Consider the following 12,145-nt stretch of genomic DNA (forward strand, 5'->3'; position numbering starts at 1 on the left):
TGGAGTGCGTCAGGTTTTTTGGATTCCTGATAACACATTGATATTTAAATTAAACTTAGAAAATTAACACCCTGAAAAGGATTTCTTTTTGTGTTTTTACAGAAAACTACCAAAATTTCCCTTGTCAGAGAACTTCATCATGATATGATTTTCTTCGTCAGTTACTAAATATACCTTTGATTGTCTCGGTCATTACCATTTTAAGGAATAAAACATGGTTTCATTAGTTAAGAACCAGACGGTATCACTCAGCAAAGAATCATCTGCATTAAGCCAGCTTCATTTCGGTCTCGGTTGGGATCCGGTTAAGAAAAAAGGTCTTCTTGGAGGATTGTTTGGAGGCAACGACTCAATCGATCTCGATGCTGGCTGCGTATTAATGGACAGCACCGGTAAAACAATTGACACCATCTGGTTCCGCAAACTGGAATCCACCTGCGGCGCTGTTGTGCACAGTGGCGATAACCTGACCGGTGAAGGTGACGGTGACGATGAGGTGATTAATGTCAACCTCTCCCGACTGCCTGCAAACGTTGAATACCTGGCGTTTACGGTAAACAGCTTCCGTGGTCAGTCGTTCAATGACGTCGAAAACGCGTTCTGCCGCGTTGTCGATCAAACCGGCAAAGAGCTGGCTCGCTACAAGCTGACTGAGCAGGGCTCACATACCGGGATCGTTATTTCTTCGCTGCGCCGTAATAACGGCAACTGGGACTTTACCGCCCTTGGCCATGCCTGTCGCGGCCGCACAATTGACGATATGCACTCCGATATCGTTTCAGCGGTTATTCGCTAATGAACCTGACGCCGGGGGGCAATGCCCCCGTTCCAGCCCAGGAGTTGCGGGTCCGGATCACCTCGGGCGGCCAGGTGGATGCTTCGGCGTTTCGCCTGTATGCCGACGGGAAGGTGCAGGGTGATGCGGACATGGTGTTTTATGGTCAGCCACGTAACGATGATGGTACCGTCAGCCTGGTCAGTGAAGGCCAGTACTCAACCTTTACTGTCGCGCTCAACCGGCTGAAACCTGATGTCCAGAAAATTGCGTTCACCGTGACCTGTGACGGTGGGCAGACGGTGTCCGGTCTTCGTAATCTTTCCATCGACGTGGAGCAAGGGGCTACCGGCCTGGTTAGCGGCAGTGTCGAACTGAGCGGCCGTCAGGAAGCAGCCTTAATTCTGGGTGAATTTTACCGTCGTAATAATGACTGGAAATTCCGCTTCGTTGCGCAGGGGTTCAACGGTGGACTTAAACCGCTGGCAGAGCATTTCGGCGTAAATATTGCCGACGAACCGGCTCCCGCAGCCCCGACTCCTCCGGTTGTAACCCCTCCGCCAGTTGAGACAAAAATCAGCCTGAGCAAGGTATCGCTGACAAAAGAGAAGCCTGCAATCAGCCTGACCAAACGGGATAACTTCGGTGAAATCCGGATCAACCTGAACTGGCACCGGGGCAGCGGCAAATCAGGCTTTGCAGGCATGTTCGGCTCCAAAGGAATCGACCTGGATCTGGGGGCCTTTGTTGAGCTTCAGGACGGGTATAAATCGGTCATTCAGGCGCTCGGTAATGCATTCGGTGATTATCGCGATGAACCGTATGTTCAGCTCAAGGGCGATGACCGGACGGGTGATGTATCAGACGGCGAGTGGCTGCATATCAATGGACGTGAATGGAAGCATATCCGCGAAGTGCTGATTTACGCCTTTATTTATGAAGGTGTTCCCAGCTGGGACAAGACTGATGGTGTGGTCACCATTCATGTGCCGGATCAACCGCCCATTGAGACCCGCCTGACCGAAGGTGAAAACCGTCGCACATTGTGCGCCATTGCCAGACTCGTAAACGAAAACGGCGCAATTAAAGTCGAGCGAATTAACCAGTACTTCAAAGGCCAGGACGAAATGGACCGGGCATTTGGCTGGGGATTTCGCTGGAGCGCCGGTTCTAAATAACACAGCAACAAAGGAAACAGGTATGAGCTTTTTCGACAAAGTTAAAGGTGCCATTAACTCAGGCCGTGACGAACTGACCCGCCAGGTTGGCCGTTTCAAAAACAAAAAATTCATGCAGGGCACCGTTGCTGTATGTGCCCGTATTGCCGTATCGAGTGACGGCGTAAGTTCGGAAGAAAAGCAGAAAATGATGGGCTTTCTGCGCTCTTCAGAAGAGCTGAAGGTCTTCGATACCAATGAGGTGATTGAGTTCTTCAATAAACTGGTTTCAAGCTTCGATTTCGATGTTGAAATCGGCAAGGGCGAAACCATGAAATACATCCTGGCGCTGAAAGATCAGCCTGAGGCCGCTCAGCTGGCCTTACGTGTTGGTATTGCCGTTGCGAAAAGTGACGGTAACTTCGATCAGGACGAGAAACTGGCCTCCCGCGAGATCGCTATCGCGTTGGGCTTCGACCCGGCTGAATTTGGCCTCTGATCCACATCCCTAAGGGTAAAATATGGTTTCCACACACATCGGCTTCCCGACTGAAACGGTCATTGTTTTTATTGCGCTTTCAGTCGGTGCCATCTTTATTGACCTGTTTATGCACCGTGATGACAAGCCTATTTCGCTGAAGAGTGCGGCGCTCTGGTCCGTATTCTGGGTTGTGGTTGCGATGGCATTTGCCGGTTTCCTCTATATCCACCACGGTGCTGAGGTTGCCAGTCTGTTTGTCACGGGTTATGCGCTGGAGAAAGTGCTGTCGGTCGATAACCTGTTCGTCATGATGGCCATCTTCTCCTGGTTCGCCGTTCCGGATCGTTATCGCCACCGTGTTCTCTACTGGGGGATCATTGGTGCCATTGTCTTCAGGGGCATCTTTGTCGCCATCGGTACGAGCCTGCTGAGTCTGGGGCCGTATGTTGAAGTTGTCTTCGCTATTATCGTTGCCTGGACAGCGGTCATGATGCTTAAAAGCGGTGATGACGATGATGAAATTGAGGATTACTCCCAGCATCTGGCTTACCGCATGGTTAAACGCTTCTTCCCTATCTGGCCGAAGCTCAGAGGGCATGCCTTCCTGCTTAACCAGAAGGAAGTGGATGCTGAACTGGCGAAACCAGAAAACAGCGATGTCACCATTGGCCGTGGTAAAAAAGCGGCGCTGTATGCGACCCCGCTGTTCCTGTGTGTGGCTGTGGTTGAACTCTCGGACGTAATGTTCGCGTTTGACTCGGTACCGGCAATCATTGCCGTCAGTCGTGAACCGCTTATCGTCTATAGTGCCATGATGTTTGCTATCCTGGGCCTGCGTACTCTGTACTTTGTCCTTGAGGCACTGAAACAGTACCTGGTTCATCTGGAGAAGGCCGTTATCGTGCTGCTGTTCTTCATCGCGGCAAAACTCGGCCTGAATGCGACCGATCACATCTGGCATCATGGTTACAGCATCGCGGCAACAACCAGCCTGTATGTTGTACTGGGTGTACTGGCGCTGGGCATTCTCGCAAGCGTCATGTTCCCGGGCAAACCTGAATCTGAGGAAAAGGGGAGTTAATCCCCTTAAGTGTTAACCTGAACAATTACTAATCGAAGAGGTTATTTTATGAGTGTTTCTCTTTCCAAAGGCGGGAACGTCTCCCTAAGTAAAGCAGCTCCGTCAATGAAAAACGTCCTGGTGGGCCTTGGCTGGGATGCGCGTTCAACAGACGGTCAGGACTTTGACCTGGATGCTTCAGCATTCCTGCTGGCCTCAAACGGCAAAGTGCGCGGCGATTCAGATTTCATCTTCTATAACAACCTGACGTCATCCGACGGTTCCGTAACGCACACCGGCGATAACCGCACCGGTGAGGGCGATGGTGATGATGAATCGCTGAAAATTAAACTGGACGCCGTCCCGTCTGAAGTTGACAAGATCATCTTCGTTGTGACCATCCACGATGCTCAGGCTCGTCGCCAGAGCTTTGGTCAGGTATCCGGTGCGTTTATTCGTCTGGTTAATGACGATAACCAGACTGAAGTTGCTCGCTACGATCTGACCGAAGATGCGTCCACTGAGACTGCCATGCTGTTCGGCGAGCTGTATCGCCACAATGGTGAGTGGAAATTCCGCGCAGTAGGTCAGGGTTATGCTGGTGGTCTGGCATCTGTATGTGCTCAGTACGGCATTAACGCGTCCTGATCAAAAAGTAACTTTTCTACCCGGGGCTGTTAATGCAGCCCTCATTCAACTGTTTGCAGGAGCTAAAAATGGCAGTTTCTCTCGTAAAAGGCGGCAATGTATCTCTGACCAAAGAAGCACCAACCATGAATGTTGCTATGGTTGGCCTAGGCTGGGATGCCCGTGTAACCGATGGTCAGGGTTTTGACCTGGACGCTTCCGTGTTCGCAGTAGGCGAAGACGGTAAAGTGTTGTCAGATGCGCATTTCATTTTCTTCAATAACAAAACCAGCCCTGATGGCGCGGTAGAGCACCAGGGCGACAACCGTACCGGTGAAGGCGACGGCGACGATGAGCAGGTCAAAATCGATCTGACCAAAGTCTCAGCAGATATCAAAAAACTGGTGTTTGCCGTTACCATCTATGATGCAGAAGCGCGTAAACAAAACTTCGGCATGGTGAGCAACAGCTTCATGCGCGTTTACAACAACGACAACGGCACGGAAATTGCCCGTTTCGATCTGTCTGAAGATGCCTCAACCGAAACCGCTATGGTCTTCGGTGAACTGTATCGTCATGGCGCTGAGTGGAAGTTTAAAGCTGTCGGTCAGGGCTTTGCCGGTGGCCTGGCGGCTCTTGCCTCCCAGCACGGCGTTAACATCTAAAATAACGCTGAATCATACCCCGGCAATGCCGGGGTTTTTTTTGGTTGCGATCCGCTATCAGGAGGGGGGGGGCAGAAAGGGTTCGGGAATCTCAGAAAGCAGAGAGATGTTAATTCTGACGTGAGCCTTTTAAAGGCAGGAAACGGATTTTTCTCTGGTTGCTGGTTAAAGCCTGTATTCCGTGCCTTATATCAACAGCATGCCCCTCTGATATATGTTACGTTTGCGACTTATGAAGGCACGGGTTCTGGAAGATAAAATACCCGACCAATGGAAATTCCAATTCAACAGGTATAGAAACTTCAACGTGATGAAATATGGTGTCACACCATATATACGCCTCACCAGAAATCCAGCGTCCTGAACTAAGCCAGGGGAACCTATATAAACGCTGCGCTTTAAAATAATCAAAAATCAGGAGAGTTAATGTGAATCTACAATCCGGACAAAACATACCACTTCAGCAATCTGCGATCAGGCTGAATCTTCAGTACCCTACCAAATCCGGCTTTAAAGGCGAACCCGATACCTGCCTGTTCCTGCTTAATGCTCAGGGAAAGGTCAGCGGCGATTCTGACTTTATCTTTTACAATAATCTGTCTTCTCCTGAAGGGGCAGTAAAGCTCGTTACCGGTTCTCAGCAGTCCAGCATTGAGATAGCACTGGATCGTGTTCCTGCGAACATCAGTAAAATTGCAATCACAGTTGTCATTGATGGTGAAGATACCATCAGTGGGCTCAGTTCGTTGAGCATGCAGGCTCAAGGAATCGCTGAGTTCCAGGCTGAGACTCAGGGCCGCAGTGAGAAAGCAATTATCCTGGGTGAAGTATATCGGCACAATGGCGCCTGGAAGCTTCGTGCGCTCGGGCAGGGTTTCAACGGTGGTCTTGAGCCTCTGGCCATTAGCTATGGCGTTGATGTCGCACAGCCAGCTCCGCAGCCAGCAAAGCCTGCTCGTATCAGTCTGGAAAAGAAACTGGAAACCAGATCTCCGCGCCTTGTAAGCCTCGCTAAAAAAGCCTCGGTCAGTCTTACTAAAAATAAACTGGACACCCTTGAGGCAGCGGTTGCATTTGTACTTGACGCATCCGGCTCAATGAGTGGCCAGTTCAGTAAGGGTAACGTTCAGTCTGTGCTGGACCGCATCGCCGTTCTTGCCGCCCAGTTCGACGACGACGGTGAAATGGATGTCTGGGGATTTGGAGAGAAGCATAAGAAGTATCCAAACGTCACACTGGACAACCTGGACACATATATTCAGTCCATTCGCGGGGCTGGAAAGCGTTCAGCCTGGGAGAACCTGCCGGGCCTCGGAGGGACAAACAACGAGCCTCCTGTGATGGAAGAAATAGTCGACTACTTTAAGGACTCGAAAATCCCGGTGTATGTTGTATTTATTACCGATGGCGGGATCAGCAAGACCCGGGCGATTAAAGATGCAATCCGGCGTTCTGCCAACTACCCCATCTTCTGGAAGTTTGTCGGCCTGGGTGGTTCAAGCTACGGTATCCTCAAAAATCTGGATGACTTTACTGACCGCCGGGTTGATAACACCCACTTCTTTGCCATGGATGATTTCGGTTCGATTAGCGATGAAAAGTTATATGATAATCTACTGGAAGAATTCAGACCGTGGATCGATGAAACAAAAAGGTTAGGCATCCTTTAATACGCACAGTTTGAGCTTGGTTGAATGAGCTCTACAGCAGCTTAATACTGTAGAGCCTTTGTTCATTGGAAATCGTACAGGGAGGCGCATATGGACCGCATCAAGTACCTGAAATGGATAGCTGAAGAATCACCAAGTACGGCTCAGCAGCTGGTGGCCTGGTTAAACAGAGCAAGGCACTATACGCCCGACATGAAAGAGCATCAGGCAGGTGTACAGATTCAAGAAAAGGGGATTGTTGTAGGGCTTAGACAAAGTACTAATCGTTATCATGGAGATTGTCTGACCATACATGTGGTACGGCTTCCGGAAGAAATACAAAACAAGGGATGGTTTAAGTCTTTTCTGAAGCTTTGCTGTGAATCGAATCCCTGGTGCGATGTTGTAATAGAAGACGTGAAAAACCCATATTTATTAAGCTTTTGTAAGAAACTAAACTTTACTGTATTAGATGAATTTTACCCGAATACTTACATAGTAAACACAGATGCCATTATGAGTTTACCTATCCCACCCTTAGGGAGATACGAAACCTATCTTTATTAAACCTGCGAACCTTTACCGGTTGCGTGGGGAGCGGATGGACTTCGGCTAAAGAAAAATCACATCGTCTATTTTGACCAGAAAAAGCTAATCTGCTTGATGTAATGCAGAAACGCATTACATTAATATCTTCTCCCAACAATCACCTGAACAATTCCCTGATTGCTTTTCACCTCATACCAGTGCTGGCTCATAGTTAGTCCTTAAGCAAATTTGTTATCGGAATAAAGAACGAAGCCAGCCTCATCGAGGCGCATAACCTTCTTCCCTTAACGCCTGTTGTAATTTTTCAATTGCGCTTTTCATTACCCAGGCTTCTTCGTCACTCACAGCACAGCCACGAAGATCGCTCCAGCTCAGACGTTTAACTAATTGAGCAAGGGCCATAGTTTCATTCTCATCAAGCTGCAAACTCAGTGTCTCAATACCTTCCACTATCTAACCTCCCTTATACTGAAAAATGGCGCTTTATTTCTGACCAGATGCCGAAGCCTTGAATGCGGCCGGAACTGCCGTTGTTTCTACTTTACAGAAATGGAATTAAAAAGTGGTGGTGCTGGGCACGTTTCTTTTCCAGTCGGGGTTTAAGCCAGAGCCGAAACTCATTCAACTTCTCAGCAGCCAAAACCGCTTCAACGGGGAAAACTTTATATTTACCCTGCTGCTGAGGTTCACCCAACCATCGCCTGATGGCTCCGTCAGTCCATAAACGAGTCTCTTTGAGCCTGGTTACAGTGACCCATTTCCTGGACCATTCATCAAATTGTCGCTGGCGATCCCGATAACGTTGTTCTTCCTGCTGACGAAGCCAGTCGCGATCAACAGCGAATTTTCGGTATCCAACAAAGAGCCCTTGTACTTTGGCCATGACAACATTCCGGTTTGCTTAGAACTGTTCAGACAGACATGTCAGGGATAAAGCTGAAGAAAAAGGTACAACGAAGAATAACCAAGACATAGGCCTGCCGGGTAAGTGGTGCGGTGCACAGGACTGTCGGAAAGTACGCTCAGAGAGGGTCGTTTAAGCATGATGCACCACCGCCAGCCAGCCTTAATAATGGTAATGTACCACTGGGTTACCAGACAGACCAGTAACGCATCAAACATAAAACTGTTTTTTAAAAAACGTCAGGAACGTAGCCTGACCTTTTAACCAGTGGTGTAAAAAACATACAGATTGCTCTGAGGTATGAGGTTCAGCAACTAGCCTTGTCGACGCAGAAACATTAAGTAATCAATAGCAGCTATCGCAAACAATGGTGAAAACCACCACGTGCTTTTCAACAAGCCAAGCGGCAGAAAGAGTACAGTTGCCATCGAATAAACAAAAACACGAACCATACCATCTGTAATAAACATAGGCTATTTGCAATCTGAGGTTGGATTGTAGATTTTAGTTAGAAATGGATCAAAGTCCGTTTTGTGCAAAACTTGGTTGACAACCCTCTTTTGGAAGATGTGCCGTTTCGTGCAAAAGTTGGTTGGAGGCCAAGATGGCAGAGTTCGTAGGTTCGGCTGCTTCGCAAGCTGATTTCATTTGGAAGAACGCGGAAGACCTGTGGGGGGGATTTCAAGCATACCGACTTCGGCAAGATCATTTTGCCGTTTACTCTGCTGCGTCGATTGGAGTGCGCACTGGAGTCTACACGGGAAGCATCGCTCGATAGCCAACCAGCCACGATTGAGTTCTTAGAAGCAGAGTTCAGTGTTGATTTCGATGCGCTGCTATCTTGACCGCCAATCAGACCCGCATGGTTCAGGTTTGTGTATGAGAGTCCCCAAATGGCTGTAGTTCTAACCAAAGCCTTGATTGAAGCCGGCCGCGCCGGAAATAGTGGGTACAGAAAAGGCAGTTGCTTGCGCTGGGCGTAAGTTACCCGCCGAAAAGCGGCTGGATCGAACGACTGATCGGCACTGAGGTATCTGACGAGCAGTACGAACGCTTTCTGGGGCACAGCACGAGCAAGCAGGCTGAACAGATCCTACGCGGAGAGCAGCCAGCCAAGGGGCTTCAGTATGCAAAGCGAGCGAAGAAGCTCGCTTCTGAAAGAAAAGCCACAATTGATCTGGATAACGAGCACCTGTCTGAAATCGAAAAGTATCGGTAGCCCTAGACTTTTAGCCGCTGAAGATCTCTTAGATACCATTGGTGAAACTTGCTGAAGTCAGCCTTCTGTTTCTCTACCGTGCTGTTATAGATCGCATCACTGGTAACCGCACAAGCAGTCCAGCCAGCCTCATAGACGAAGCGAGTAGCTATCGGTGACTTCTTCGGGGTGCTATCCCAGCGGTTTTTGAGCCACCGCGCAAGCCCTTCATCAAGAGGGACCACCAGATTTAGCTGCTGTTTTGTGCGAGTGATACCGACATAAAACAGCCGACGTTCCTCCTCGATTTCCTCTTCGGCCGGAGGGGTGTTCATCGATGTGCGAACGCTGTAAACATCATCGGGTTTGCCGCCAGGAAATTCCTGCTCATTCAGCCCGATCAGTATTACGTTATCCCACTCCAGCCCCTTGGAACCATGCAGTGTGGAAAGGATGAAGGGATCGCAGTCAGTAGCAGCCTCGCCTGGATTCAAGATAAGGTTTAAAAACGTGCGGGAATCGATCTTACTGGAGTCAAGTAGCTCCCCGATCCTCACGACCCCTCGTTGCTGGTCGTTCGATCCAGTGCGAGTTACACCCTCAGAGCCAACACTATCAATGAAACCCTCCATACTCAGGCGTCGTAACACATCGATAGCAGGCGTTTCCTCTCCGTCTTTCTGGCAGATAGTGGCGAGCCTGCCCAGCCGATCTTTTTGGTATTGTGCGCCCTCGAATAACTGACCTAGAGCAGACCATAGGTCGGCGTGCGGAGCCATCAATCCACTGAGCGCCGCTTTGAATTGCCCTTTCTGCCATCTAAAACCAGCCTCCTTCAGAAAGCCGTAAACAATCGCTTGTTTGTTGGGATGGTTTTCCAGTAGCCGCAGATCGCCGTACACAGACAGCAAGACGCCAACTACCAGTATCCCGATTTCGGTGCGGGTGTGTAATGCGCTTGAACCATTGAGGTAGCGATAAGGTAGCCCACACAGGCGTAAAGCAATTTCCGCCTCAGCAAGGTTCGCCTTAGTGCGGGACAATATGGCTTGTGTTCCACTGCTCACCGAGAGGTTTGATAGCACCTTGGATAGGCAGTTATCAAAGTGCAATCTGACCTCTGTTTTGGGGGTGCTAGGATGACTGACACAAAGCTTGGTCAGCTTTGTAGAGTTGCGCCGAATTACCGAGTTAGCCATCAAGGAAAGCTCATGGCCAAATCTGAACGTGCATGACAGTTGAAACACCTTCGTATTCGGGTAGTGCCTTTCAAACAGTCCGCCGATAAAGTCTGGTCGAGCACCACGCCACTCATAAATACACTGGTTAACATCACCAACAGCCATAACCGACGTATCCGACTTAGATAGCAAGCGGGTCATGTCATGCTGTATCAGGTTAACGTCCTGATATTCATCAACAATGATGTGCTTGAAGTGGGCACCAAGGCTGCTGTCATTACGCAACAGTGCGACAGCCTCAATCAAACAGTCATCAAAGGTTCGCAGACTGTTTTCCTCCAGCAGCTCACAATAGCGGCCATAGGCGTGAATAAACTCCCGTTTGATGTTGCTGAACGTTGGATCATTGGCAGCATCAACAGGAGTTACGGCCGCCGCCCGGCAGCGAGCAATAAACAGCTCGAAGTTTTCAATTTCATTGGGGTCAATATAATTCGCCTCATGGTCAAAGCCATAGCGGTAGGCTTGCTTTACCAGTTGCTCATAGCGGTAGTCGCTTGGAGTAATGAGGTCTTTCTTCTTGATTATCTGTTGGCGTTCTCCGTAACCAACAATCTTTAAGGCCAAGCTGTGGAACGTGCGGATTTCTGGAATCACGCTCGACATCAGTGCCGTCTTCAAGTTCTCCGTGAAGCTCACCTGCGCCGACTTGTTGTACATCAGGATCAGAATGGAGCGAGGATCAGTTCCCGTCTTGACCAGCCGCTCAACGCGCTTTACAAGTGTGGTTGTTTTCCCGCTACCAGGTACGGCTTTTACCAACGCATGTCCGGTGTCATGGCTGACAATACTTTTCTGCTCCCAAGTCAGTCTTTTGGTCATGCCTTAACCTTGTAATTGGCGCACTGACGGGCCTCGGTGTAGGGAACGATCTTTGCCTTACTGTGACATTGCAGATAGCCATCCTCCCATCGGCCTGCTTGCTCGCACATAATGCAGTTGGGAAATAGTGAATGAGGATCGGCGTGACGGATAAAAGCTCGTAAGTTATCAGCCAGCTCAGCGGCCCCTAACGATCTAGGCCATGTGTTCACGTCAGAATTGATTGTTAAATCCACTTCAGCGAGCGGCATCGTTTGTTCGTTGAGTCGGCCGGAACCACTTAAACTCCAGACAGACATATCCACGTTACCTACTGAGCAGACGCCGCTACAGGTGTCCACAGATTGAAACGGGGGAAGCCAGTTGAATACTCTCAGGATCTTCTCCTTGATCGAGTAGGCCCCGGTAAGCAACATCTGAATATCAGAGGCAGATTGGACCTTAAACTCAAGAATCGGGATACCGGCTTCGATCTTGTCTTGAGAGCAGGGGTGTGTGACACAAATCTCTACGTAGCAACGCCTTTCGCCAGTCGTATCATACAACATCACGTCTGGTCGCAGCCCTGTGACCTTATCGTGTTTTTCCAGCTCTGCCTGATCGAAAAATTGAGTCAAGTTGTAGCGTGCAGGCACGGATTTTACGCACTGACGTGCTTCGTCTCTAACCAAGGCTAAACGAGAACCATTACAGGCAACCCGGCGCTCCAGCTCAAGGCTAATAGGCATTTCACGGCTGAGAGCTTGTTGGTAGCGATAGAAGAATGCTTCTTTGCCGCACTTGTGAAGATAGGTTTCAAGGGCACAGCATTCTTCCGAATGGCGAAAGTGCTTAGCGTTGAACTCGCCCATTACCGGGGTCAGGGGGCTCTTACAACCTGGGCAGGTGTAAGGGCACTGTTGCAAAGTTAGCGATGAGGCAGCCTTTTGTCTTATTCAAAGGCCTTACATTTCAAAAACTCTGCTTACCAGGCGCATTTCGCCCAGGGGATCACCATAATAAAATGCTGAGGCCTGG

General features: G+C 49.4%; 14 protein-coding genes and 1 pseudogene. 10 read left to right on the forward strand and 5 right to left on the reverse strand.

The window, feature by feature from the left end; genetic code table 11:
* The first annotated feature begins 214 nt into the window (after positions 1–214).
* The 8 genes from ACSIPU_RS24750 (at position 215) to ACSIPU_RS24785 (ending at position 6,981) form a co-directional block, all read left to right on the forward strand.
* Positions 215–796, forward strand: coding sequence for a tellurium resistance-associated protein TerZ (locus ACSIPU_RS24750; protein ID WP_000254137.1), 582 nt, complete (start codon positions 215–217; stop codon positions 794–796).
* Positions 796–1,953, forward strand: a complete 1,158-nt coding sequence (locus tag ACSIPU_RS24755; protein WP_001054786.1) for a TerD family protein — start codon at positions 796–798, stop codon at positions 1,951–1,953. Before ACSIPU_RS24750 ends, ACSIPU_RS24755 begins: the two co-directional genes overlap by 1 nt.
* 22 nt (positions 1,954–1,975) lie before the next feature.
* On the forward strand, positions 1,976–2,431 hold the full coding sequence (locus ACSIPU_RS24760; RefSeq protein ID WP_000007449.1) for a tellurite resistance TerB family protein: 456 nt from the start codon (positions 1,976–1,978) through the stop codon (positions 2,429–2,431).
* A gap of 22 nt (positions 2,432–2,453) precedes the next feature.
* Positions 2,454–3,494, forward strand: coding sequence for a tellurium resistance membrane protein TerC (terC, locus tag ACSIPU_RS24765; protein WP_000255079.1), 1,041 nt, complete (start codon positions 2,454–2,456; stop codon positions 3,492–3,494).
* A gap of 48 nt (positions 3,495–3,542) precedes the next feature.
* Complete coding sequence (gene terD / locus ACSIPU_RS24770) at positions 3,543–4,121, forward strand: tellurium resistance membrane protein TerD (RefSeq protein ID WP_000116680.1); 579 nt, start codon at positions 3,543–3,545, stop codon at positions 4,119–4,121.
* Between the two features lie 68 nt (positions 4,122–4,189).
* A complete protein-coding gene (locus ACSIPU_RS24775; protein WP_000301247.1) occupies positions 4,190–4,765 on the forward strand; it encodes a TerD family protein in 576 nt (191 codons plus the stop codon).
* A gap of 428 nt (positions 4,766–5,193) precedes the next feature.
* The gene (locus ACSIPU_RS24780) at positions 5,194–6,435 is read left to right on the forward strand and encodes a vWA domain-containing protein (RefSeq protein WP_001053340.1); all 1,242 of its coding nucleotides are present in this window, start codon (positions 5,194–5,196) and stop codon (positions 6,433–6,435) included.
* Positions 6,436–6,525: 90 nt separating this feature from the next.
* A complete protein-coding gene (locus ACSIPU_RS24785) occupies positions 6,526–6,981 on the forward strand; it encodes a hypothetical protein (protein ID WP_000374058.1) in 456 nt (151 codons plus the stop codon).
* A 240-nt stretch (positions 6,982–7,221) separates the two neighbouring features.
* On the opposite strand, the gene ACSIPU_RS24790 is transcribed toward ACSIPU_RS24785, so the two are convergent.
* Both ACSIPU_RS24790 and ACSIPU_RS24795 read right to left on the reverse strand, forming a co-directional pair.
* Positions 7,222–7,413: a DUF7706 family protein gene (locus tag ACSIPU_RS24790; protein ID WP_000398479.1), complete on the reverse strand. Its 192-nt coding sequence runs from the start codon at positions 7,411–7,413 to the stop codon at positions 7,222–7,224.
* Positions 7,414–7,504: 91 nt separating this feature from the next.
* Positions 7,505–7,846 carry a hypothetical protein gene (locus ACSIPU_RS24795; RefSeq protein WP_001151572.1) on the reverse strand — a complete coding sequence of 114 codons (342 nt, stop codon included), beginning with the start codon at positions 7,844–7,846 and terminating at the stop codon, positions 7,505–7,507.
* A 625-nt stretch (positions 7,847–8,471) separates the two neighbouring features.
* On the opposite strand from ACSIPU_RS24795, the pseudogene ACSIPU_RS24800 reads away from it, so the two are divergent.
* Both ACSIPU_RS24800 and ACSIPU_RS24805 read left to right on the forward strand, forming a co-directional pair.
* Positions 8,472–8,691: pseudogene (locus ACSIPU_RS24800) on the forward strand (type I restriction-modification system subunit M N-terminal domain-containing protein); the annotation flags it as partial.
* Positions 8,692–8,831: 140 nt separating this feature from the next.
* Entirely contained in the window at positions 8,832–9,086 is a 255-nt protein-coding gene (locus tag ACSIPU_RS24805; protein ID WP_000880375.1) for a hypothetical protein, read from the forward strand.
* Between the two features lie 2 nt (positions 9,087–9,088).
* On the opposite strand, the gene ACSIPU_RS24810 is transcribed toward ACSIPU_RS24805, so the two are convergent.
* The 3 genes from ACSIPU_RS24810 to ACSIPU_RS24820 form a co-directional block, all read right to left on the reverse strand.
* Positions 9,089–11,128 (reverse strand): ATP-dependent helicase, encoded by a 2,040-nt coding sequence (locus ACSIPU_RS24810; RefSeq protein WP_000166877.1) that lies wholly within the window; start codon positions 11,126–11,128, stop codon positions 9,089–9,091.
* Positions 11,125–11,979: a hypothetical protein gene (locus ACSIPU_RS24815; protein WP_241170218.1), complete on the reverse strand. Its 855-nt coding sequence runs from the start codon at positions 11,977–11,979 to the stop codon at positions 11,125–11,127. The genes ACSIPU_RS24810 and ACSIPU_RS24815 overlap by 4 nt, the downstream gene beginning before the upstream one ends.
* Before the next feature lie 93 nt (positions 11,980–12,072).
* On the reverse strand, positions 12,073–12,145 hold a 73-nt coding region (locus tag ACSIPU_RS24820), incomplete at its 5' end, for a hypothetical protein (RefSeq protein WP_032414367.1).

This window comes from Klebsiella sp. HN106 (assembly GCF_051209435.1).
GTDB classification, from domain to species: domain Bacteria; phylum Pseudomonadota; class Gammaproteobacteria; order Enterobacterales; family Enterobacteriaceae; genus Klebsiella; species Klebsiella oxytoca.